Annotated in this window: 16 protein-coding genes and 3 pseudogenes; 9 read left to right on the forward strand and 10 right to left on the reverse strand. The window is 72.6% G+C overall.

What is annotated here, in order from left to right:
- Position 1: 1 nt before the first annotated feature.
- A complete protein-coding gene (locus ABT154_RS22380) occupies positions 2 to 886 on the forward strand; it encodes a geranyl diphosphate 2-C-methyltransferase (RefSeq protein WP_351858592.1) in 885 nt (294 codons plus the stop codon).
- An 84-nt stretch (positions 887 to 970) separates the two neighbouring features.
- Here the strand turns inward: ABT154_RS22380 and rox are convergent, their stop codons facing one another.
- A complete protein-coding gene (gene rox / locus ABT154_RS22385) occupies positions 971 to 2401 on the reverse strand; it encodes a rifampin monooxygenase (protein ID WP_351858593.1) in 1431 nt (476 codons plus the stop codon).
- Positions 2402 to 2716: 315 nt separating this feature from the next.
- Between rox and ABT154_RS22390 the strand changes: the two genes are divergently transcribed.
- The gene (locus ABT154_RS22390) at positions 2717 to 3841 is read left to right on the forward strand and encodes a chitinase (protein ID WP_351858594.1); all 1125 of its coding nucleotides are present in this window, start codon (positions 2717 to 2719) and stop codon (positions 3839 to 3841) included.
- Positions 3842 to 3855: 14 nt separating this feature from the next.
- On the opposite strand, the gene ABT154_RS22395 is transcribed toward ABT154_RS22390, so the two are convergent.
- The gene (locus tag ABT154_RS22395; protein ID WP_351858595.1) at positions 3856 to 4692 is read right to left on the reverse strand and encodes a dienelactone hydrolase family protein; all 837 of its coding nucleotides are present in this window, start codon (positions 4690 to 4692) and stop codon (positions 3856 to 3858) included.
- Positions 4693 to 4826: 134 nt separating this feature from the next.
- On the opposite strand from ABT154_RS22395, the gene ABT154_RS22400 reads away from it, so the two are divergent.
- Positions 4827 to 5888 (forward strand): GlxA family transcriptional regulator, encoded by a 1062-nt coding sequence (locus tag ABT154_RS22400; protein WP_351858596.1) that lies wholly within the window; start codon positions 4827 to 4829, stop codon positions 5886 to 5888.
- Between the two features lie 311 nt (positions 5889 to 6199).
- A pseudogene (locus tag ABT154_RS22405) lies at positions 6200 to 6323 on the forward strand (DUF1684 domain-containing protein); the annotation flags it as partial.
- 177 nt (positions 6324 to 6500) lie between these two features.
- Here the strand turns inward: ABT154_RS22405 and katG are convergent.
- From katG to ABT154_RS22420, 3 genes are all read right to left on the reverse strand, one after another.
- On the reverse strand, positions 6501 to 8690 hold the full coding sequence (katG, locus tag ABT154_RS22410; protein WP_351858597.1) for a catalase/peroxidase HPI: 2190 nt from the start codon (positions 8688 to 8690) through the stop codon (positions 6501 to 6503).
- Positions 8691 to 8904: 214 nt separating this feature from the next.
- Positions 8905 to 10485 (reverse strand): mucoidy inhibitor MuiA family protein, encoded by a 1581-nt coding sequence (locus tag ABT154_RS22415; protein ID WP_351858598.1) that lies wholly within the window; start codon positions 10483 to 10485, stop codon positions 8905 to 8907.
- 6 nt (positions 10486 to 10491) lie between these two features.
- Positions 10492 to 12639 (reverse strand): DUF4139 domain-containing protein, encoded by a 2148-nt coding sequence (locus ABT154_RS22420; RefSeq protein WP_351858599.1) that lies wholly within the window; start codon positions 12637 to 12639, stop codon positions 10492 to 10494.
- A 265-nt stretch (positions 12640 to 12904) separates the two neighbouring features.
- Between ABT154_RS22420 and ABT154_RS22425 the strand changes: the two genes are divergently transcribed.
- From ABT154_RS22425 to ABT154_RS22445, 5 genes and pseudogenes are all read left to right on the forward strand, one after another.
- Entirely contained in the window at positions 12905 to 14383 is a 1479-nt protein-coding gene (locus tag ABT154_RS22425) for a glutamate-cysteine ligase family protein (protein WP_351858600.1), read from the forward strand.
- An 86-nt stretch (positions 14384 to 14469) separates the two neighbouring features.
- Positions 14470 to 14685 (forward strand): annotated as a pseudogene (locus ABT154_RS22430) (trehalase-like domain-containing protein); the annotation flags it as partial.
- A gap of 215 nt (positions 14686 to 14900) precedes the next feature.
- Entirely contained in the window at positions 14901 to 15470 is a 570-nt protein-coding gene (locus tag ABT154_RS22435) for a PadR family transcriptional regulator (RefSeq protein WP_351858601.1), read from the forward strand.
- A gap of 55 nt (positions 15471 to 15525) precedes the next feature.
- Positions 15526 to 16491: pseudogene (locus tag ABT154_RS22440) on the forward strand (acyl-CoA dehydrogenase family protein); the annotation flags it as partial.
- 249 nt (positions 16492 to 16740) lie between these two features.
- Complete coding sequence (locus tag ABT154_RS22445; protein WP_351858602.1) at positions 16741 to 17562, forward strand: DUF4389 domain-containing protein; 822 nt, start codon at positions 16741 to 16743, stop codon at positions 17560 to 17562.
- A 116-nt stretch (positions 17563 to 17678) separates the two neighbouring features.
- Here ABT154_RS22445 and ABT154_RS22450 read toward each other — a convergent pair whose 3' ends face one another.
- The 5 genes from ABT154_RS22450 to ABT154_RS22470 all read right to left on the reverse strand — a co-directional run bounded on the left by ABT154_RS22450 (position 17679) and on the right by ABT154_RS22470 (position 21398).
- Positions 17679 to 18104, reverse strand: coding sequence for a DUF7144 family membrane protein (locus ABT154_RS22450; RefSeq protein WP_351858603.1), 426 nt, complete (start codon positions 18102 to 18104; stop codon positions 17679 to 17681).
- A gap of 33 nt (positions 18105 to 18137) precedes the next feature.
- Positions 18138 to 18593, reverse strand: coding sequence for an SHOCT domain-containing protein (locus ABT154_RS22455; RefSeq protein ID WP_351858604.1), 456 nt, complete (start codon positions 18591 to 18593; stop codon positions 18138 to 18140).
- A 114-nt stretch (positions 18594 to 18707) separates the two neighbouring features.
- Positions 18708 to 19370, reverse strand: a complete 663-nt coding sequence (locus ABT154_RS22460; protein ID WP_351858605.1) for an HdeD family acid-resistance protein — start codon at positions 19368 to 19370, stop codon at positions 18708 to 18710.
- A gap of 59 nt (positions 19371 to 19429) precedes the next feature.
- Positions 19430 to 19630, reverse strand: a complete 201-nt coding sequence (locus ABT154_RS22465) for a DUF8691 family protein (protein ID WP_351858606.1) — start codon at positions 19628 to 19630, stop codon at positions 19430 to 19432.
- A 112-nt stretch (positions 19631 to 19742) separates the two neighbouring features.
- On the reverse strand, positions 19743 to 21398 hold the full coding sequence (locus tag ABT154_RS22470) for an MFS transporter (RefSeq protein WP_351858607.1): 1656 nt from the start codon (positions 21396 to 21398) through the stop codon (positions 19743 to 19745).
- Between the last annotated feature and the right edge of the window lie 62 nt (positions 21399 to 21460).

A 21460-nucleotide genomic window follows, 5' to 3' on the forward strand; every position in this document is an offset into this window, starting at 1 on the left:
TGTGACCAGCACCGAGTTCACCACTCTCAACGGTACTTCCGCGTTCGTCCCGTCCCCGGCGACGCCGTACCAGGGTGACATCGCCCGCTACTGGAACGCCGAGGCCAGGCCGGTGAACCTGCGCCTCGGTGATGTGGACGGGCTCTACCACCACCACTACGGCATCGGCGCCGTCGACCACGCCGCGCTCGGGGACACCGAGGACAGCGAGTACGAGAAGAAGCTGATCGCCGAGCTGCACCGCCTGGAGTCCGCGCAGGCCGAGGTCCTCCTGGACAACCTCGGCACCATCGGGCGGGACGACACACTGGTGGACGCGGGCTGCGGTCGCGGCGGTTCGAGCGTCATGGCCCACCAGCGCTTCGGCTGCAAGGTCGAGGGAGTCACCCTCTCCTCCACGCAGGCCGACTTCGGCAACCGGCGCGCGAAGGAGCTGGGCATCGACGACCACGTCCGCGCCCAGGTCTGCAACATGCTCGACACGCCCTTCGAGAAGGGCACCGTCGCCGGGTCGTGGAACAACGAGTCGACCATGTACGTCGACCTCGACGACCTCTTCGCCGAGCACGCGCGCTTCCTCAAGGTCGGTGGCCGCTACGTGACCATCACCGGCTGCTGGAACCCGCGCTACGGGCAGCCCTCGAAGTGGGTCTCCCAGATCAACGCGCACTTCGAGTGCAACATCCACTCCCGCCGCGAGTACCTGCGCGCCATGGCGGACAACCGCCTCGTCCCGCAGGCCGTCATCGACCTGACGCCCGACACGCTGCCGTACTGGGAGCTGCGTGCCACGTCGTCGCTGGTCACCGGCATCGAGGAGGCGTTCATCGAGTCGTACAAGGACGGCTCCTTCCAGTACGTCCTGATCGCGGCCGACCGGGTCTGACCGGACGCCCCCGACCGGAGGGCCGGACCCGTCGCCCGACGGGTCCGGCCCTCCGGCGCGTCTCCTTACGCCGAGACCTCGGGACTACCAGGTGCTGGGCGCGCCGAACCACCTGGGCAGGTGGGCGTTCAGGTCCGCCTGGTCCTCGCCGACCCACGCCACGTGGCCGTCCGGGCGCAGCAGCACCGCCGGTACGTCGAGTTCCTCGGCGGCGTCGACGACGTGGTCGACCCGGTCCTCCCAGCCCGTCACAGAGAGGCGGCCGGTCCGGTCCAGGAGCAGTCCGTGCCCGGCGTGCGTCATCCCGTAGAGGTGGCCGCCCTTGAGTTCCACGTCCCGCAGACGCCGGCCGAGGAGTTCGTGGCCCTCGCCGAGGTCGTAGCGGACAGCGATGGCGGTGATCTTCTCGATCAGGTAGCGGTTCACCTCCTCGATGGCCACCAGCTCCGTGAGGAGCCGGCGCACCGACCGGGGGCCCGGTTCCGTCGACATCAGCTGGATCTGCGCGCGGGTGTTGTCGAGCACGTCGGCGGCGACCGGGTGGCGCTCGGACTCGTAGCTGTCGAGAAGTCCCTCGGGCGCCCAGCCGGTCACCTCGGCGGCGAGCTTCCAGCCGAGGTTGAACGCGTCCTGGATGCCGAGGTTGAGCCCCTGCCCCCCGGTCGGCGGGTGGACGTGCGCCGCGTCGCCGGCGAGCAGCACCCGGCCTACCCGGTAGTGCTCGGCCTGTCGGGTGGCGTCGCCGAAGCGGGAGAGCCAGCGCGGCGAGTGCGCGCCGAAGTCGGTTCCGGCGAACGCCCGCAGCTGCTCGCGGAACTCGTCGAGCGTCGGTGTGGCACCGCGCTCGCCGGCGACGCCCTCGGCGGGCACGACGACGCGGTACACCCCGTCCGCGAGCGGCATGGCGCCGAACCGCTGCTGGGTCCTGCGGACCTCGGCGATCGTGGCGGCCAGCTCCTCGGGCGTGACGTCGAGTTCCATCTCCCCGAGCAGGGTCTCGACGCGGGAGGGCTCGCCGGGGAAGCCGACACCGAGCTGCTTGCGGACCGTGCTGTGGCCGCCGTCGCAGCCGACGAGGTACCGCGCGCGCAGCCGCGTTCCGTCGGCCAGCTCGGCGGTCACCCCGTCGGCGTCCTGGCTCAGCGCGACCAGCTCGCAGTCGCGCCGGATCTCGGCGCCCAGTTCGACGGCGTGCTCGGTGAGCAGGCGCTCGGTGTCGGCCTGCGGGATGGCGAGGACGTACGAGTGCGCGGTGTCCAGGTGCTCGGGCCACTCGGGGGCGAGTCCGGCGAAGAACCCACCGGCCCGGATCTGCCGACCGTTCGCGAGGAACCGGTCCAGCAGGCCGCGCTGGTCCATCACCTCGATGCTGCGGACATGGAGCCCCTGGGCGCGGGACTGCACGGTCGGCTCCGTCTCCTTCTCGAGGACCAGCACCTCCACACCGTGCAGCCGCAGCTCGCCGGCCAGCATCAGACCGGTCGGCCCGCCACCGGCAACGATCACGTCGATCATGAGAAAGGCCCCGTTCGAGAAGTCGTCTGGTCCGCAAGGGCACATACTCCGCGAATCGATGAACTTCGCAGGTGGTGGCTTTGCCCGCAGATTCTGACCCATGGCCGGGGCCTTGCCGCAAGGCCCCCCTTGTGCTATATCTTGAGAGTGGCGAGGAGTCCCTGACTTCCTTGCCCTTTTTGTTGCCCGTCCGCCGTGGGGCCGTCCGGCGGGGGCAAGGGCTCTCCGGGGTGGTTGACGAAAGGTCTGGACCAACTTACGGTCTGCTGGAACGCGCGCCATGCCTAGGACCCCCCCACGTCCCAAGGAGCACGCATGCCTGGCCTCCGGATCCCCCGTGTCCTCGGAGCGGGTCTCACCGCCCTGCTCACGGCAGCCGCCCTCGCCGCCCCGGCCCTCGCGGCCCCCGCCTCCGCCTCCACGTCGTCCCCACCCTCAGCGCCCCTCGCCTCCGCCGGGTCCTCCGCGTCCGATACAGCGGCGGAGACCTGCGCCCTCAAGCCCAAGCCCGCAGGCAAGGTGCTCCAGGGGTACTGGGAGAACTGGGACGGCGCTGCCAACGGCGTCCACCCGCCCTTCGGTTGGGCTCCCATCGACGATCCGCGCTTCGCCGCCCACGGCTACAACGTCATCAACGCCGCCTTCCCCGTGATCCGTTCGGACGGCACCGTGCTGTGGGAGGACGGCATGGACAGCACCGTGCGGGTCGCCACCCCGGCGGAGATGTGCCGGGCCAAGGCCGCCGGCGCGACCCTCCTGCTGTCGATCGGAGGCGCCGCCGCCGGGATCGACCTCAGCTCCCGTGCCGTCGCCGACCGGTTCATCGAGACCGTCGTCCCGATCCTGAAGACGTACAACTTCGACGGGATCGACATCGACATCGAGACCGGCCTGGTCGGCAGCGGCAGCATCGGCACCCTCTCCACCTCCCAGGCCAACCTGGTGCACATCGTCGACGGCGTCCTCGCCCGCATGCCCGCGGGCTTCGGGCTGACGATGGCCCCGGAGACCGCGTACGTCACCGGGGGCAGTGTGGCCTACGGCTCGATCTGGGGCGCCTACCTGCCGATCGTCAAGAAGTACGCGGACAACGGGCGCCTGTGGTGGCTCAACATGCAGTACTACAACGGCAGCATGTACGGCTGCTCGGGCGACTCGTACTCCGCCGGGACCGTCGCCGGGTTCGTCGCGCAGACCGACTGTCTGAACAAGGGCCTCGTGATCCAGGGCACCACCATCCGGGTGCCGTACGACAAGCAGGTCCCCGGCCTCCCCGCGCAGCCCGGCGCGGGCGGCGGCCACATGGCACCGTCCGCGGTCGCCCAGGCCTGGAACCACTACGGCGGTGGGCTCAAGGGCCTGATGACCTGGTCGGCGAACTGGGACGGGTCGAAGGGCTGGACGTTCGGCGACAACGTCAAGGCGCTCCAGGGTCGCTAGGCCTGTATTCCGGATCAGGCCGGCTCCCGGGACGGTCCCGGGAGTCCGTGCGGGTGCAGGCGGTCGGCGAGGAAGGCCAGGATCTCGTCGCGGGCCCGGACCGTGGGATGGCCCGCCTCGTCGACCAGGTGGGCGGTGACGACGCTGTGCGGGGCGCCGACCACCTCGCCGAAGAACGGCGGCGGCGCCGGGTTGGCGGCGCCGTCCGGGAGGACGCGCCCGTCGAAGGCCTCGCCGAGCAGCGCTCGATAGGCCGCGAAACGCTGCCCCGTGCACCAGCGGTCGCCCTCGAAGCGGTAGGCGAGGACGGTCAGTCCGTCCCGGGCGAGGCGGTCGCGCACCGCGCGCGCGTCCGCCTCGTCTAGTTCGAGCCCGCCGGGATCGTCGAGCGGCAGCGACGGATGGTTGACCACCGGCGCGATCACCGAAGGCTCCAGGGCCATGGTGAGCGCGAAGTTGCCGGTGAAGCACAGGCCGATCGCGCCCACCCCCGGCCCGCCGCATGCGGCGTGGGCCTGACGGGCGAGGCCGCGCAGCCAGCGGGTCACCGGGCTGGTGCCGCCCCCGGCGAAGGCCCGGAACTCGGCGCTGACACAGGCGCGGCGGACGACCTCCTGACCGCCCTCGACCGTGGGGAAGGCGCCGTCCGTCCCGAACAGGGAGGGCACATGGACGGTGAAGCCCGCGTCCCGCACCCAGCGTGCGAGCCGCAGCACGTCGGGACTGATGCCCGGCATCTCGGGCAGCACCACGACCGCGGGCCCCGCCCCGGCCACGTACACGGTCTTCTCCACCCCCTCCACGGTCATGCCCCGGCGGGTGAAGTCGTCGATCGGATCGTCTTCTCTCATGCGGTCAGCCTGGCCCCGGGGCCGCCCGCCGCGTGAGGGGCGGGATCGCCTGGGTCGGGGGTAATCTCGCCACGCGAGGGGGAGCCGAGCGGCACGGGCTCGGTGCCGGGGCCGTGGAGCAGGAGGCAGGGGCGATGGTGGAGACGACCCGGCAGGTGAGGGAGAGCCTCGGGGCGGACCTCGTACCGGCGGACGCCGGTGCGGGCGCGCTGCGCATCGGGATCCTGGCCTACCCGGACTGCTTCGCTTCCGAAGTGTTCGGCGTCCCCGACCTGTTGACGATGGCCGGGCACATCGACGGGCCCGACGCGCCCGGCTACCGGGTGACGGTCGTCTCGCCGCGCCGCCGGGTCACCGCCTCGGGCGGCGCGGTCCTGGACGTACGGCCGCTGCGCGAGGTCGACGTCCTCGTGGTCCCCGGCTTCGAACTCCGGCTGGACGCGGACCTCGACGAACGGCTCGTCCGGCTCGCCCCCGAGATCGCGGCGATCCGCGCGCAGGCCGCGAGCGGCACCGCCGTCGTCTCCCTCTGCGTCGGCGCGTACCTGCTCGCCGAGGCCGGGCTCCTCGACGGCCGCCGGGCCACCACCTCCTGGCTGCACGCGGACGAACTGGCCAGGCGCTGCCCGGAGGCCGACGTACGGCCCGAGCACCTGGTCGTCACCGACGCCGGGGTGACCACCACGGCCGCCTTCAGCGCCATGTACGACTTCGCGATGGACCTGATCCGCCGGCACAGCGGCGCCCGGGTCGCCCGTAGCACCGCACGCCTGACCCTCGTCGACGACGCCCGGACCTCCCAGACCCCGTACGTCGACCCCCGGCTCCTCCCTCAGCCGGGCCGGGAGTTCTCCCGGCGGGTCATGCGGCGCCTCGACCAGAACCTTGCCGAGCGCTACGACCTCGCCGCGCTCGCGGACGCCTTCCGGGTGAGCACCCGCACCCTGCTGCGCCGCTTCGCCGAGGAGACCGGACGCAGCCCGCTCGCGCATCTCCAGGCCTCCCGGGTGCGCCGCGCCCGCCACCTCCTGGAGACCACCGACCGCACCGTCGCCGCCGTCGCCGCGGCCGTCGGCTACCAGGACCCCGGTACCTTCGCCGCGCTCTTCGCCCGCCACACCGGCCACCGGCCCAGCGCCCACCGGGCCGCCTTCCGCCGCACGGCCGGGACGCCCGCCCCGGACGACGGCGTCTAGGGGACCCGGACGACGGCGTCTAGGGGATCGTCCATTCGGGAAGAACACCGCACGACGGTGCGGGAGTTGTGCTTTGCTGGTCGTATGACCCCGCTCGTGACGCGCCGACACGTGGACTACGTGCGCGTCACGACCACGTCCTGTTCCGGCTGACAGCGAGGCCCTCGTCCCGGCAGTCGGCCGTCGCCCACGCGACCACCGCGCCCCCGGCGCACCCTGAGCTCGCCCTTCGGACGGACCCGTGCGGAACCCCGTACGGACCCGTCGTCGTCTTCGGCGCGAGCGGCCTCCCCGTGCAGCGAGCCACGGCCCGCGCGACCAACCTGCCCTGCGCCTGCACCGACTTCGCGACCTGCCCGCTGCCGCCGGCCGAGAACCGGCTCCCCGTCGCCGTCGAAGAGGGGGGAGAGGATCCCCCACGAGCGGGGCCCGTGAACCCGTGACCCCGTGAGCGCACGGCCCCGGCCGGCCGACATACGGCCGACCGGGGCACTGCTCTCGACTCGGAGCGCCGATCTCGACCCTGAGCGGCGGTCTCGGGCCGGAGTGTCTGCCTCAGTCGAGAGCACCGCTCTCGGACCGGATCAGCGGTCTACGATCCGAGCGGCGCTCTCAGGCGAGGTCGAACCGGTCGAGGTTCATGACCTTGTCCCATGCCGCCACGAAGTCGCGGACGAACTTCTCTCCCGCGTCCTGGGACCCGTACACCTCCGAGAGGGCCCGGAGCTGGGAGTGCGAGCCGAAGACGAGGTCGGCGGCGGTGGCCGTCCACCGGACCTCGCCCGTGGCGCGGTTCCGGCCCTCGTACACGTTCTCGGTCGCCGTCGACGGCTTCCACTCCGTGCCCATGTCCAGCAGGTTCACGAAGAAGTCGTTCGTCAGCGCCCCCGGCCGGTCCGTGAACAGACCGTGCCGGGAGCGCGCGAAACCGGTGTCCAGGACCCGCATGCCGCCGACCAGGACCGTCATCTCGGGGGCGGTGAGCGTCAGCAGGCTCGCACGGTCCAGCAGCAGCGTCTCCGGCGAGAGCTTCTCGCCCGCCCTGAGGTAGTTGCGGAAGCCGTCGGCCCGGGGTTCGAGCACGGCGAACGACTCGACGTCGGTCTGCTCCTGCGAGGCGTCCGTACGGCCCGGGGAGAACGGGACGGTGATGTCGTGCCCGGCGTTCCGCGCCGCCTGCTCGACGGCCGCGCAGCCGCCCAGGACGATCATGTCGGCGAGCGAGATCCGCGTCCCGCCGGACTGCGCGTCGTCGAACTCCTGGCGGAGCCCGTCCAGGGTCCGCACGGTCTGGGCCACCTCGGGAAGGTCGTTGACCTCCCAGTCCTTCTGCGGCGAGAGCCGGATGCGGGCGCCGTTCGCCCCGCCGCGCTTGTCGGTGCCGCGGAAGCTCGCCGCCGCCGCCCAGGCGGTGGTGACCAGCTGGGCGAGCGAGAGCCCCGAGGACAGGACCGCGCTCTTGAGCGCGGTGACCTCGGCGTCGCCGACCATCGGGTGGCCGGCCTCGGGGACGGGGTCCTGCCACAGCTGAGGCTCGGGGATCCACGGGCCGAGGTAGCGCGACACGGGTCCCATGTCACGGTGCAGCAGCTTGTACCAGGCCTTGGCGAACGCGTCCGCGAGCCGCTCCGGGTTCTCGTGGAAGCCCTTGGCGATCGGACCGTAGACCGGGTCCAGCTTCAGCGAGAGGTCCGTCGTCAGCATCATGGGCGCGTGCCGCTTCGACGGGTCGTGGGCGTCGGGCACGGTGCCCTGGGCCGAGGCGTCCGTGGGCGTCCACTGCTGGGCGCCGGCCGGGCTCGTCGTCAGCTCCCAGTCGTAGCGGAACAGGTTGTCCAGGTAGCCGTTGTCCCACTTCGTCGGCTCGGAGGTCCACGCGCCTTCCAGGCCGCTGGTCAGCGCGTCGGCGCCCTTGCCGCTGCCGCAGGTGTTCCGCCAGCCGATGGCCTGCTGCTCGAGGGGGGCGGCCTCGGGCTCCGGACCGATACAGGAGGGGTCGACCGCGCCGTGGCACTTGCCGAAGGTGTGGCCGCCGATGATGAGCGCGACCGTCTCCTCGTCGTTCATCGCCATGCGGCCGAAGGTCTCGCGGATGTCCCGGGCGGCGGCGACCGGATCCGGATTCCCGTTGGGGCCCTCGGGGTTGACGTAGATCAGACCCATCTGCACGGCGCCGAACGGGCCGGTGAGATCCCGGTCGCCGCGGTAGCGCTCGTCGCCGAGCCAGGTGTTCTCGGGGCCCCAGAAGACCTCCTCCGGCTCCCAGATGTCCTCCCGGCCGAACCCGAAGCCGAAGGTCTTGAACCCCATCGATTCCATGGCGCAGTTGCCCGCGAACACCAGGAGGTCGGCCCAGGAGAGCTTCCGGCCGTACTTCTGCTTCACCGGCCACAGCAGACGGCGCGCCTTGTCGAGGCTCGCGTTGTCCGGCCAGCTGTTGAGCGGCGCGAACCGCTGCGCACCGGAGCCGCCGCCGCCCCGCCCGTCCTCGATGCGGTACGTGCCCGCTGCGTGCCAGCTCATCCGGATGAACAGCGGCCCGTAGTGGCCGTAGTCGGCGGGCCACCAGTCCTGCGAAGCCGTCATCACCTCGATGACGTCCCGCTTCAGGGCTTCGACGTCCACGGTCGCGAACTCCGTCGCGTAGTCGAAGCCCTCGTCCATGGGATCGGCCAGGGGCGAGTGCTGGTGGAGCACCTGGAGGTCCAGCTGGTTCGGCCACCAGTCGCGGTTCGTCCTGGGCCGGGTATCCGTGGGGGTGGGGGAGGGGATTGCCGGGTTCTCGCTCTCGCTGCCGGACACGTCCGTCCTTCTTCCTGTCGCGGTGGTTCCGTCCGCCGGCCGCCCGTCCCGGCACCGGCTGCGCCACCGGTGTCGGCTGCGTCTTCGGTGTCGAGCGCGCGACGCGGCGTCCGTATGGTCGCTCACGGCGGACCGCACGACGGAGAGAACACGCGGAGGCAGCCCAAGGCGACGGTCAGTCACCCCCGGACGCGCGAGCGGCCGGGGGCTGACGTCAGAGCCCGGCGACCTTCGCGCTCGCCGTCAGCTCGTAGACCAGTGTGACCGTACGACGGCCGCCCGGTGGGAGGGTGACGTCCCAGCGGACGATGCCCTCGGCGTCGACCGCGTCGGGTGCCGGGGAGCAGGACTCCCCGCGCAGCCGTACCTCCACCGCCGACACCTCGGAGACCGGGATCCGCTCCCGCAGCACGACCGTCCGGTCCTCGCGCTCCCCGGGGGCGGAGAACCGGGACACATGCAGCCGGACCGTGCGCGTGACCACGGTCCGCTGGGTCAGCCCGGTCGTCTCGCGGGACTCCTCGGTGCGACGGACGACCCGGTGGTCGTCACGGCTGCCGAAGGCCAGCTCGACCGGGGCGCCGGGCGTCGTGAAGTCCAGGGTGCCGCGACCGCTGAAGCCGCCGCCCCTGACCAGGTCCACGGGGCCGGCGAGCAGGGCGTGCCCCGACCGGTTGTCGAACCGCACCACCTGGCTGACCAGCGGCGACACCTCGGGCGAGCAGTCGTACTCACTGCTCGCGGCCGTGGTGAACGCGGACAGCGGCACCCGGTGGGCGCGGCCGTCGGAAGGCACCGAGACGGGCGCCGGGGAGTGCAGCACACGGGTCTCGCCGCCGTCGTCGACCCCGGGGAGACCGAGCACGGTGGCGGCGGGGCCGAGCGTGCCGATCTCCTCCTCGCGCAGTTCCACGTCGACCGTACGGCGCTCCGCCGCCGTGCGGTCCTTGAGCGTCAGCCGGTCCTCGCCGAGGTGCGGGGGATCGGTGGCCAGCGCCGACCGGGCCGTCGACAGCGTCAGGCGTACGTCGGACCAGTCCTCGCCGGTGCGCTGCCAGACCACCGCCTCGGACTCCAGGGTCAGGGAGTCGCCGTCGAGCACGGCCCGGTAGGCGGGGCGCCAGAGCGCGCACGGGGTGAGATGGCTCAGGTGCAGCCCGACCGGCCCGGCGGCGGAGACGTCCACGGTCAGTTCGACGTGGGCCACCAGGTCGGCGGGCTCCTCCTCGGCCAGCTCCATGGCCCTCTGGACATCGGCGAGTTCTCGGGCGAGCGAGGCGAGCCGGGCGTCGGCGGTACGCAGCCGCTCGCCGTACGTGTCGCGCTCGGTGTCCACCCGGTCCAGCTCGGCGGCCCAGCGGGCCCCCTCCGTCTCGCCGTGACCGGCGCCCTCGCGGATCTCCCGGAGCAGGTCGGTGGTGAGGCTGTTGAGCAGGTCCAGCCGGGTGTGGAGCCGGTCGCGGCGCTGCTCCAGGCCGCGCCGTTCCTCCTCCAGGGCGTGGGCGCGGTGGCGCAGGGCCGAGTCGTCGTCGGCCGGGGGGCGCGGCCCGCGCGGGGTCCAGGCGCGCACGACACGGGCGTCGAGCACCGTGGCCGCAGGGCCCGAGGCCGGTTCGGCGTGGAGCGTACGGTCGACGGCGGTCGCGGCGATCGGTCCGAGGCGCAGCCGCTGGACCCCGGCCTCCAGGTCGAGGACGACGGTGCGCTCGATGTGGGCGCGGTCCTCAAGGCAGGTGACGGCGGTGACGGGGAGGGGGAGGGCGGTGACGGCGATGGTCTTGGTGGCCGTGGACATGGTGTCTCAGCTCCTGCGGTTGCCGCCGACCAGGGCTTTGCCGGCCGGGATGCGGATCTCGTAACGGCCGTCGAGGACGGTGGTGGCGCCGGCGGGCAGCTCGACCCGCCAGAGTCGGGTGCCCGGGGCGTGCTGTTCGGGTCCGGCGCCGTCGTCCGGAGCGACCCAGTCGGCGGCCTCCTCGATCCGGACGTCCGGATCGGAGGTCACCGGCACCCGCTCGCGGACCTCGACGGCGGCGGGCCCCTTGAGCCCGTTGGCCAGTTCCACGTGGACGTGGTGGTCGAGCACGGTGACGTTGTTGCGCAGGCCCGCCGTGGACTCGCGCAGGTTCGCGCGGCGGGTGACCCGGATGCCCTCGGCCGGGCCGAGCCCCACCCGGCTGACGCCGCCGGGGGCGAGCGTGGGCAGAGCCGCGGTCAGCAGGAACTCGTCGTCGACGGTGACCTCGACCGGGCCCGCGAGGAGGGCCTGACCGGTGGCGTTGGAGAGCACGAGCGTCGCGTACACGGTCTGTTCCACGGAGGGCGCGCAGACGTACTCGGTGCGCAGGCCGACGGGGATCTCCGCGACGGTGACGGTGTGCCAGGTGCCGTCCGAGGGGACGTCGACACGGGCGACGGCGTCGAAGCGGTGGTCGAAGGAACCGGCCGACTCGCGCGGGCGCACGGCGTGTCCGGGCAGCGGCAGGAAGGCCACCGCCTCGGCACGGCGGCGGTACTCGACGGCCACCGCGTCGAAGCCGGTGCCGGGGAACAGCCGGCCCCGGTGCTCGCCCGGACCGTCGGGGCCGCTCAGGACGAGGGAGGCGTAGTCGAGGTCGTCCGCGCTCGGCTGGGGCGGACCGGGAACCGGCGGCGGGGGCGGCGGCACCGGCATCCCGCCGGGCGGGGCGGGAGCGGGAGCGGCGGCGGGGGCCCGCGGCGGCCCCCCGAAGGCGGGGAGGGATGCCCGGGCCCGGCCGGGTGCGGAGGGGCGCGGGTGGGCGAGGTCGGGCGACTCCGCACCGCCGAAGGCGTCGGGTGCGGCGCCGTACGTGCCGCCGGGGACGGGGAGCCCGGTCGACTGCGGCGGGTACGGGCCGGGTGCGGCGCCGCCGACGGCCATGCCGGTGTCCCCGGCCGGGGCGGGTGCGGAAGCGGCAGCACCGATGGCGAAGCCGCCTGCCGTGCGGGGCCGGGGGCCGGCGGCCTCGTATCCGGTGAAGAGGTCCGCGAGGCCTGTTGGAGGCTCACGCCAGCCGGACGGAGCGGGGGCCTCCTGACGGCGGCCGATCCTGATCGAGCGGAGCTTCGGCAGGTCGGTGCGGCGCCGGAGGTCGGCGGTGGCCAGGGCGAGGCGCACCCCGGTCCAGTCCTCGCCGGTGCGCTGGGCGACCGAGGCGCGCAGTACCAGCCGCCCGGTGCCGTCGCCCTGACGGTGGGTGAGCCGGTACGCGGGGACCCAGACGGCGCCCGGGACGCCGTACTCCACCTCCAGCTCCACCTCCTCCGCCTCGGTGTCGGATCCGCCCCCGACGGTGAGGACCGCGGAGACCGTCGTCTCCACGTGCGCCTGCGGAGCGTCGCCGGAGGCGCGGGCCAGCCGGTCCGAAGCGAGGTCGAACGCGTGGTCGGCGTGCTCCAGGGCCATTTCGAGCTCGCCGAGCCGGGCGTGCAGTCCGGCCAGCCGGGCGTCGACGAAATCGGCGAGTTCCAGCCATGCGTCGACGGGTGTGCGGCGGTGCGGGTCGTCGCGCTTGCGGGCCGGGGCCACCGGGTGCAGTCCGCCGGCCTCGGCGATCAGGCCCAGCTGCCGGTCCCGGCGTCCCCGCGCGGCCGAGGCCGCGTCACGCAGCCGCTCCACCTCGTGCCGCAGGGCGTCCCGGGAACCGTCGTCCGTGTCGAGCGGCTCCGCCCCGACCTCGATCCGGGCCTCGGTCACCCGCAGGCCGGAGGCACCGAGGACGCGGGCGCGGAGCGAGCCGGGGTCCAGGGTGCGGGGGAGCCCGGTCACCCGTACCCGACCGTCGGACGGTACGGCGCCCCGGGCCAGTCGGCGGCACAGCGCGCCCTGGGCGTACACCACGACCGAATCCAGGGCCGAGCCCCACGTCCCCGCTGTGCCCGCCGCCGTTCCCGCCGTACCCGTCGTCCGTCCCGTACCGGCCGTCATCGCCCCGCCCCCGTCCAGCCCCGCCCGGCCGGGTCAAGACCGGCCCGTGCCCCACAGCGTCCCTTCCGGCGAAGCCTACGCCGGGGCCGTACGTGGGCGGACGGCGACCGGAGGACCGGAGCCGGGGACCTGCCCCGAACCCGGCCCGGACCCGGCGTGACGTGACGGGACGGGAGGGCGCCGAGCCGGGCTTCGGTGGTTGGGCGGCCTCCGGAGTGGGACGCTGAGGGGTGGGGGTCCGTGCCGACGAGACCCGGAGGGACCGATGGGACGTGATGTCCCGGCGCTGGATTTCACCCGTGAAGACCGTCGCCGGTTCCGGAACAAGACGCACTCCTGCCTGGACGTGTTCGCGCGGATGCTGCGCGAGTCGCGCTTCGACTTCGAACGGCCACAGGTGGGTCTCGAGATCGAACTGAACCTCGTGGACGGAGCAGCCGAGCCCGCGATGCGCGGACCGGACGTGCTGGCGGCGATCGCGGACCCCTCCTGGTCGACCGAGCTGGGCCGGTTCAACCTGGAGATCAACATCGAGCCCCGGAGGCTGGCGGCGGGCGGCCCCGACTCCTGGGAGCGGGAGATCCGCGGCGCGCTGAACCACGCCGAGGAGAAGGCGGCGGCGATCGGCGCGCACCTGGTCATGATCGGGATCCTGCCGACGCTGGAGCTGAAGGACACAGGTCCCGAATCGCTGTCCGAGAACCCGCGCTACCACCTGCTGAACGAGCAGATCTTCGCCGCGCGGGGAGAGGACCTGCTGATCTCGGTCGACGGCGTGGAACGGCTGCGGACCTACGCCGGGACGATCACGCCCGAGGCGGCGTGCACCAGCACCCAGTTCCATCTGCAGGTCGCCCCGGACGAGTTCGCCGGCTGCTGGAACGCCGCGCAGGCCGTGGCGGGCGTGCAGGTGGCCCTGGCGGCGAACTCGCCCTTCCTGTTCGGCAAGGAGCTGTGGCGCGAGACGCGCGTCCCGCTGTTCGAGCAGGCCACCGACACCCGGCCCGACGAGATCAAGGTGCAGGGGGTCCGGCCGAGGGTGTGGTTCGGCGAGCGGTGGATCACCTCCGTCTTCGACCTCTTCGAGGAGAACGCGCGCTACTTTCCCGCGCTGCTGCCGCTCTGCGACGACGAGGACCCGGAGGAGACGCTCGCGCGCGGCGGGACCCCCGCTCTCTCCGAGCTCACCCTGCACAACGGGACGGTCTACCGCTGGAACCGGCCCGTGTACGACGTGGTCGACGGCGTCCCCCACCTGCGGGTGGAGAACCGGGTCCTGCCGGCGGGCCCCACGGTGGCCGACGTGCTGTCGAACGGCGCGTTCTACTACGGCCTGGTCCGCGCCCTCGTCGACGAGGACCGGCCGGTCTGGTCGCGGATGTCCTTCGCGGCGGCGGAGGAGAACCTGCACACCGCCGCACGGCACGGCATCGACGCGCAGCTGTACTGGCCCGGGGCGGGCGAGGTCCCGGTGACGGAGCTGGTGCTGCGGCGCCTGCTGCCGCTGGCGGACCGGGGCCTGGAGCGGATGGGCCTGGACGCGGCCCGGCGGGAGCCGCTGCTCGGGGTCATCGAGCAGCGGTGCGTCACCGGCCGCAACGGCGCCGTGTGGCAGGCGGAGACGGTCCGTCACCTCCAGGAGCACGGGCACGCCGACCGGCACGAGGCCCTGCGGCGGATGACTGAGCAGTACGTCGAGTACATGCATCTGAACGCTCCGGCCCACACCTGGCCGGTGGACTGACGGGGGTCGTCGCGAGGAGCGCCGCGACGGCCCCCGTCCCGCCGCCCTCCCGATGACCAGGGTCCGCAGGAGAATCGAGGTCGCTCGTGCCCGAGTACCCCCCGATCGCCGGCCACGGGCTGATCGGCGACCTCCAGTGCGCCGCCCTGCTCTCCGCGGGCGGCGCCGTCGACTGGTTACGGGCGCCCCGGTTCGACTCGCCGAGCGTCTTCGCCTCGCTGCTCGACCAGGAGCGCGGCGGGCACTTCACCATCGCTCCCGTCCTCCTCGACGAGATGACCGTCCGACAGCTCTACCTGCCCCCTGTTCCTGATCGGCGCCGACCCGCTGGCCGGACTGTCCGAGGGCTCCTGCCTCCTGCGCGACCTGGACCGTACGGCGAGCCGCCTGGCGATGCTCCGCCGCGGACGGCGCGCGGACGTCGCGCCGTAGCGGGCGGGCCCCTCCCGCGGTGAGCCGCGTCTCATCCGGCCGCGCCGACTTGCCTATGCAACGAGTTGCACAGAAAGATTCCGGTGTGGCGATCGAACACGCGATTCTCGTGTCCCTGCTGGAGAAGCCCGGGTCCGGCTACGAGCTGGACCGGCGCTTCGAGCGTTCCATCGGTTACTTCTGGACGGCCAGCCATCAGCAGATCTACCGCGTGCTCAAGCGCATGGAGGGCGACGGCTGGATCGACGTCCGGGACGTGCCCCAGCAGGGCCGCCCGGACAAGAAGGAGTACTCCGTCGCGGACCCCGGCCGCAGCGCCCTGTCCGCCTGGCTGCACCGGCCGGTCGAACCCGAGAGCCTCCGGCACGACCTCGCGGTGAAGATCCGGGGCGCGGCCTTCGACGACCCCGCCGCGCTGATCCACGAGGTGGAACGGCACCGGCAGGCGCACACGGAACGCCTCGCGCACTACCTCGCCGGTGAGGAACGCGACTTCACGGGACCCGATGCGCCCGGCGCGGCCGGAGGTCCGCCCGACGCGGGCCGGGAACTCCAGCACGTCGTGCTGCGCGGCGGCATCGCGTACGAGCGGATGACGCTCGCCTGGCTCGACGACGTCCTCGCCACGCTGCACCGGCTCGCCGCCGGGCACTGAGACGCGCCCTCCCGAACCCGACCGACCCCCCTCGTCCACCGGACCCGAAAGGCGGAACGTCGGCAGGTTCAACCTGTGCACCGCCTCGATCGGCATCTGCGAGCACGCGATGTACGAGGCGGTCACCCACGCCCACAACCGCGTCCTGTACGGCCGTCCCGTCACCGCATTCCCGCACGTGCGGCGCGAGCTGACCGACGCGTACGTCCGGCTCGTCGGCATGAAGCTGTTCAGCGACCGCGCCGTCGACCACTTCCGCTCGGCGGGAGCCGACGACCGCCGCTACCTCCTCTTCAACCCGATGACGAAGATGAAGGTGACCACGGAGGGCGAGAAGGTCATCGACCTGATGTGGGACGTCATCGCCGCCAAGGGCTTCGAGAAGGACAACTACTTCGCCCAGGCGGCGGTGGAGATCCGCGGCCTGCCGAAGCTGGAGGGCACCGTCCACGTCAACCTGGCGCTGATCCTCAAGTTCATGCGGAACCACCTGCTCGACCCGGCCGCGTACGAGCCCGTCCCGACCCGCCTGGACGCCGCGGACGACACCTTCCTCTTCCGCCAGGGCCCGGCCCGCGGCCTGGGGTCCGTACGCTTCCACGACTGGCGGCCCGCGTACGAGGCGTACGCCCATCTGCCCAACGCCGGCCGCTTCCGCGAGCAGGCCGACGCCCTCTGCGCGTTCGTCACCACCGCCGCGCCCGACGAGGAGCAGAGCCGCGACCTGGACCTGCTGCTCGCCGTCGGCCAGCTGTTCGCGCTCGTCGTCCACGGACAGCTGGTCCTGGAGCAGGCCCGCCTGACGGGACTCGACGAGGACGTCCTCGACGAGCTGTTCGCCGTACTCGTACGGGACTTCTCCGCGCACGCCGTCGAACTCCACGGCAAGGACTCCGCCACCGGGGCGCAGCAGGCCTGGGCGCTCGGGGCGGTCCGGCGCCCGGTCGTCGACGCGGCGCGCTCGGCCCGGGTCTGGAAGGACGTCGAGGCGCTCTCGGGCGCGTACGAGACGGCCGAGTAGGAGACCCGGCCCCTGCCCGCCGAGCCGCCGACGCGCGTCACGGTTCGAGGCAGGGCCGCCCTCACCCCTCTCCCCGCCGTCCCCCCCAGTGGCCGCTGTCCTGGTGCGGGGCCGGGCGGGCCGCGCCACCATCGAGGTGACCGCGGAACCGGATCACGGCCCGCTGGATCGCCGAGGCGTGGGCACGCGTACCGCCCCTCGCCGTAGACGACCATCGACCCGGAAATCCAGGAGGAGACGGAGCCGACCATGGCGACAGGCTGGGACCCCCGCACCTCGGACGATCTCGACGGCGGCGAATGGCGTCCGGTCCTCGACGTGCCCCCACCGGGCCGCCAGCGCCGTTGGACGGTGCTGCTGCGCTGGCTGCTGCTCGTGCCGCAGTTCATCGTCGTCGCCGTACTGTCCCTCGCGGCGTTCTTCGTCACGATCGCGGGCTGGTTCGGCGCACTCGTCCTGGGACGGCTCCCCGATCCGATCGCGTCCTTCCTCGGCTCGGTCCTCGCCTATCAGACACGGGTCCTGGCGAGCGCGACCCTCCTCGTCGACCGCTACCCGCCGTTCTCCTTCGAGGCCCCCGGCCACCCGGTCCGGATCGAGCTGCGCAGCACTCCGCTCAACCGCTGGGCGGTGTTCTTCCGGCTGATCCTCATGATCCCGGCCTCGATCGTCGCCAGCCTCGCGCAGACCGGCTGGTTCGCGATCGGCTGGGTGTTCTGGCTGATCGGCATCGTCCTGGGACGCCTGCCCGAGCCGGTCTTCGGCGCCACGGCGGCCGTCGTCCGGTACCGGATGCGGCTGACCGCCTACGCGATGATGCTGACGCCCGTGTACCCCAAGGGACTCCTGGGCGACACCCCCCAGCCCGCCGCCGCGCAGCCGGCGTCCGCTACCCGGCCGCTGCTCCTGGGCACGCCCGCACAGGTCCTGGTCTGGCTCTTCCTGCTCCTCGGACTCGCCGGACACATCACCTCCGGCACGGTCCGGAGCGACTCGGACGACTACCACGCGGCCTCCCCGAGCCCGGCCGGAGCGACGGAAGAAGCACAGGCGGCCGTCGGACATCGATGACTACCCTGATCTTGTGGCACCGCGCGTCCGCTCCGCGCACGCGCGGTGAGGAGACCGAGGAGCGGCGGTGAGGGTCGCCCTCACCGCCGCCCCGGCCGCCCCCGGTGCACTCCCGTTCATTCCGTCGTGGTCCCGTCCCCTCCGCCCACGCACAGTGCCCAGATGACGAACCCCGACATGGCGACCATGAGGATCGACCAGGCCGGGTAGTACGGCAGGGACATGAAGTTGGCGATGATGACGAGTCCGGCGATGCCCACGCCGGCCACCCGCGCCCACATCGTCGGCCGGAACAGTCCCAGGCTCACGATCACGGCGACGATTCCCAGGGCGAGGTGGATCCAGCCCCAGCTGGTCAGGTCGAACTTGAAGACGTAGTTGGGCGTGTTGACGAAGACCTCGTCCTCGGCGATCGCCATGATGCCCCGGAAGATCCCGACGATGCCGGTGATGCCGAGCATGACGGCGGCGAACACCGTCACCCCGCCGGCCCATGCCTGCTTCGTCGTGTGTACCGGGTGCGGAGTGTGCGTGGCGGTCATCTCGGTGCCTCGATTCGTGTGCCGGACAGGGGGTCAGAGCCCGGGGGCGGTCCCCGAGGGCGGGGAGCTCACGGTCGGGCCGTTCTCGGACAGGACCAGCGCCTTCGCCTGGCGGAACTCCTCGTCGGTGATGTCTCCCCGGGAGCGGAGTTCGGACAGCCTGGCCAGTTCGTCGACACTGCTCGGCCGGGCGGGGGCGGACGCGGTCTCGCGGATGTACGAGTCGAACTCCTTCTGCTGGGCCCGGGCCTGCGCTATCTCACGGCGTCCCATGCCCTTGCCGCGGGCGATCACGTAGACGAAGACGCCGAGGAAGGGCAGCAGGACCGCGAAGGCCAGCCAGCCCGCCTTCGCCCACCCGTTCATGTCGTCGTCCCGGAAGATGTCGACGATGATCCGGAAGAGGAGCACGAACCACAGGATCCACAGGAAGAACCACAGCAGGGCCCAGAAGGTGCTGAGCAGTGGAAAGTCGTAGGCCAGGTACATGTCTCCTCCGATCCGGCGGCCGACCTCCGGTCGGCTCTCCTCTTCAGCGTGCCCATGGCGAGGAGGCGGGTGCCTCACCCGGCACGGGTGAGTGGGCGGGGCCCCTGTGGATGATCAGGGGGCCGCCGTCCCGGTCTCGTCCCGGCTGCCCTTGACGCCCGCCCTGCGGAGCGTGGACCGCCACGACAGGGCGACCGCGGCCTCGGCCGCGCCGAGCAGGACGAGCCACAGGCCCAGCAGCCGCGTCAGGGCCTGCGCCGACTCGGAGGGCAGCGCGAGGACCACGATTCCCGCGACGATGCCGAGGATCCCGACGGCCATGACGGCACCGCGGTGCGGCAGGTTCCTGGTGGCGACGGCGGTGTAGAGGCTGAAGATGCCCGAGACCAGCCAGACGGCGCCGACGATCAGGGAGAGCGCGGCGATCGTCTGCAGCGGGTTCCGCAGGCACAGCACCCCGCCGAGGACGCACAGTACGGCCAGGAGCAGCCCCGGCAGACGCTCGCCGGCCTCCTCGCGCGCGAACACGGCCACGAACCGGAACACGCCGATCACCAGCAGATACAGACCGATCAGCACGGCCAGGACGTGCAGGGTCACATCGGGCCAGACCAGTGCCAGGATGCCCGGCACCAGGGTCGCGACGGCCGCGCCCATGATCCAGGTCCACGAGCGGCCGAGCCGCGCCAGCTGGTCCGCGGGGTCCGGCGCGGAAGGCGCGCCGCCGGCCATGGGTTCCGGTCCGGCGCTGGGCGCCGGGCCAGGCGACGTGGTCATGTCTCCTCCTCGTTCGGTCGGGATCACGGTTCTCGGTCCGCCCGATCGGGCCGGGCGGATCAGTGCCCCGGCAGCTGGCGCATCTCCACGAGGTGCAGGCCCAGCGACTGGAGGCGGGCCAGCAGCCCGTACAGGTGCGCCTCGTCGACGACGGGGCCGAACAGCACCGTCTGGCCGGCCATCACCACATGGCTGAACTCCGGGAACGCGTTGGCCAGCGTGTCCGACATGTGTCCCTCGACGCGGATCTCGTAGTGCATCAGCAGCTCTCCCGCGGTGGCCTGGGAGACGGACGGGCGACTCTCTCGTTACGAGCGTGCGCCGGTGACGCGCCCCCCGCCTCACCTCGTACAGGTGAGTCGGGGCCCGGTTTCAGGACACCGGCCTGTCCCCGCCCTCGTCCGCTTCCTCGTCGGGCTCGGGGCCCGTGCCGGGCGGGGCGGCGGCGTCCGGCCCGGCGGAACGGCGCGTCGGCAGGTGCCGGGTCACCGCGAAGCTCGCGAGCGCGATGCCGCCGGTGGCGAAGATCGCCGCCTTGAGCCCGTCGAGCTGCGCCGAGGCGTAGGAGTTCGTGACGGCGTCGACCTCCGAGGCCGGCAACCCGGCCTGCTCGGCCCCCGTACGCACCTGATCGGTGGAGACGAAGCTGACCCCGGCCTCCAGCGCCACACCGGTCTGATGGCGGGCCTCGTCGGACAGGCTGGGGTCCTTCGCCACCTGGGTGGTGAAGGCATTGGCCAGGGAGCCGATCAGGATCGAGCCGATGAGCGCGGTGCCCAGCGCGGAGCCGAGGTTCTGCGCCGTGAACTGGAACCCGCCGACCTCGCTGCGCTCGCCCTCGCCGACGCTGGACTGCACGATGTTGCCCAGCTGCGAGGCGAGCAGCCCCATGCCCACGCCCAGCACCGCCATGGCGCCGGCGAACTGCGCGTCGTCGATGACGGGGTCGATGGTGGCCAGCAGCCACACGATGGCGCCCAGCAGGGTCACCAGGGCCAGCCTGACCACCCGGCGCGGCCCCACCCACCGCCCGAGCGCCGTTCCGGACAGCGACACCACGACCATCGCGACGGACACCGGGAGCAGCCGCACGCCCGTCTCGAAGGCGTTGAACCCCTGCACCACCTGGAGGTACAGGGGGATCGTGAAGAACAGGCCGAGCAGGATGAGGTTCTGGCTCACGAGGGTCATCAGTCCGGACCGCAGCGTCGGCCTGCGCAGCAGGGACAGATGCACGAGGGGGTCGGCACCCTTCTCCTCGCGCCGCCGCTCCCAGCTCCTGAAGAGGAGCAGGACGGCGATCCCGGCGGCGACGACGAACAGCGTCGGCGCGAACCCGAGGATCGTGAAGGGCGGATTGCGCGGCTCCACCCACCCCCACGTGCTGCTCTGCAGTACGCCGAGCACACCGAGCCCCAGCCCCGCCGCCGAGAGCGCGGCGCCGACGCCGTCCAGACGGGGCCGCCGGCCGGTGGTCGGGGTCTTCGGGATCACCCGCTGCGCGCACAGGATGGCCACGACGACCACGACCTCGCCGGCGAAGACCAGCCGCCAGGTGAGGTACGTCGTCACCCAGCCGCCGAGCAGCGGGCCGATCGCGATTCCGGCGCCGGCGAGACCGCCGATGACCCCGTAGGCGACGGCCCGGTCCCGGCCCCGGTACGACTCCGCGACGAGGGCGGCCATCGCCGGCAGCACCAGGGCGGCGCCCAGCCCCTCGATGATGGACCAGCCGAGGGCGAGCACCCACAGGGTGGGCGCCACGGCGGTCAGTGCCGACCCCGTGGCGTAGACGACCAGCCCGAGGAGGAACACCCGGCGGCGCCCCAGGATGTCCCCGAACCGACCGCCGATGAGCATGAACGCGGCCATGACCAGCGCGTACAGCGTGATGACGGCCTGGATGGCGGTGACTTCGGTGTCGAAGTCCTCCACCAGCTGGCTGATGGAGACGTTCATGACGGAGGAGTCCAGCACCATCAGGAACTGCGCCGTCCCCAGCACGATCAGAGCGCTCCAGCGTCTCACCCTGTCCACCTCGCCCTCTCAGGCCGGGCCACGGACGGTGCCGGCCCTGCGGCGGCCCGGAG

The sequence above is a fragment of the Streptomyces sp. NPDC001728 genome, from assembly GCF_040297565.1.
Taxonomy (GTDB): Bacteria; Actinomycetota; Actinomycetes; order Streptomycetales; family Streptomycetaceae; genus Streptomyces.

What these genes read in the sequence shown, in the direction of transcription:
- ABT154_RS22415 (WP_351858598.1), bottom strand. Translation starts at nt 10,485, where the DNA reads ATGTCCACGGCCACCAAGACCATCGCCGTCACCGCCCTCCCCCTCCCC.
- ABT154_RS22425 (WP_351858600.1), top strand. Translation starts at nt 12,905, where the DNA reads ATGGGACGTGATGTCCCGGCGCTGGATTTCACCCGTGAAGACCGTCGC.
- ABT154_RS22395 (WP_351858595.1), bottom strand. Translation starts at nt 4,692, where the DNA reads ATGAGAGAAGACGATCCGATCGACGACTTCACCCGCCGGGGCATGACC.
- ABT154_RS22450 (WP_351858603.1), bottom strand. Translation starts at nt 18,104, where the DNA reads ATGACCGCCACGCACACTCCGCACCCGGTACACACGACGAAGCAGGCA.
- ABT154_RS22460 (WP_351858605.1), bottom strand. Translation starts at nt 19,370, where the DNA reads ATGACCACGTCGCCTGGCCCGGCGCCCAGCGCCGGACCGGAACCCATG.
- ABT154_RS22400 (WP_351858596.1), top strand. Translation starts at nt 4,827, where the DNA reads ATGGTGGAGACGACCCGGCAGGTGAGGGAGAGCCTCGGGGCGGACCTC.
- rox (WP_351858593.1), bottom strand. Translation starts at nt 2,401, where the DNA reads ATGATCGACGTGATCGTTGCCGGTGGCGGGCCGACCGGTCTGATGCTG.
- ABT154_RS22390 (WP_351858594.1), top strand. Translation starts at nt 2,717, where the DNA reads ATGCCTGGCCTCCGGATCCCCCGTGTCCTCGGAGCGGGTCTCACCGCC.
- ABT154_RS22465 (WP_351858606.1), bottom strand. Translation starts at nt 19,630, where the DNA reads ATGCACTACGAGATCCGCGTCGAGGGACACATGTCGGACACGCTGGCC.
- ABT154_RS22420 (WP_351858599.1), bottom strand. Translation starts at nt 12,639, where the DNA reads ATGACGGCCGGTACGGGACGGACGACGGGTACGGCGGGAACGGCGGCG.
- ABT154_RS22455 (WP_351858604.1), bottom strand. Translation starts at nt 18,593, where the DNA reads ATGTACCTGGCCTACGACTTTCCACTGCTCAGCACCTTCTGGGCCCTG.
- ABT154_RS22445 (WP_351858602.1), top strand. Translation starts at nt 16,741, where the DNA reads ATGGCGACAGGCTGGGACCCCCGCACCTCGGACGATCTCGACGGCGGC.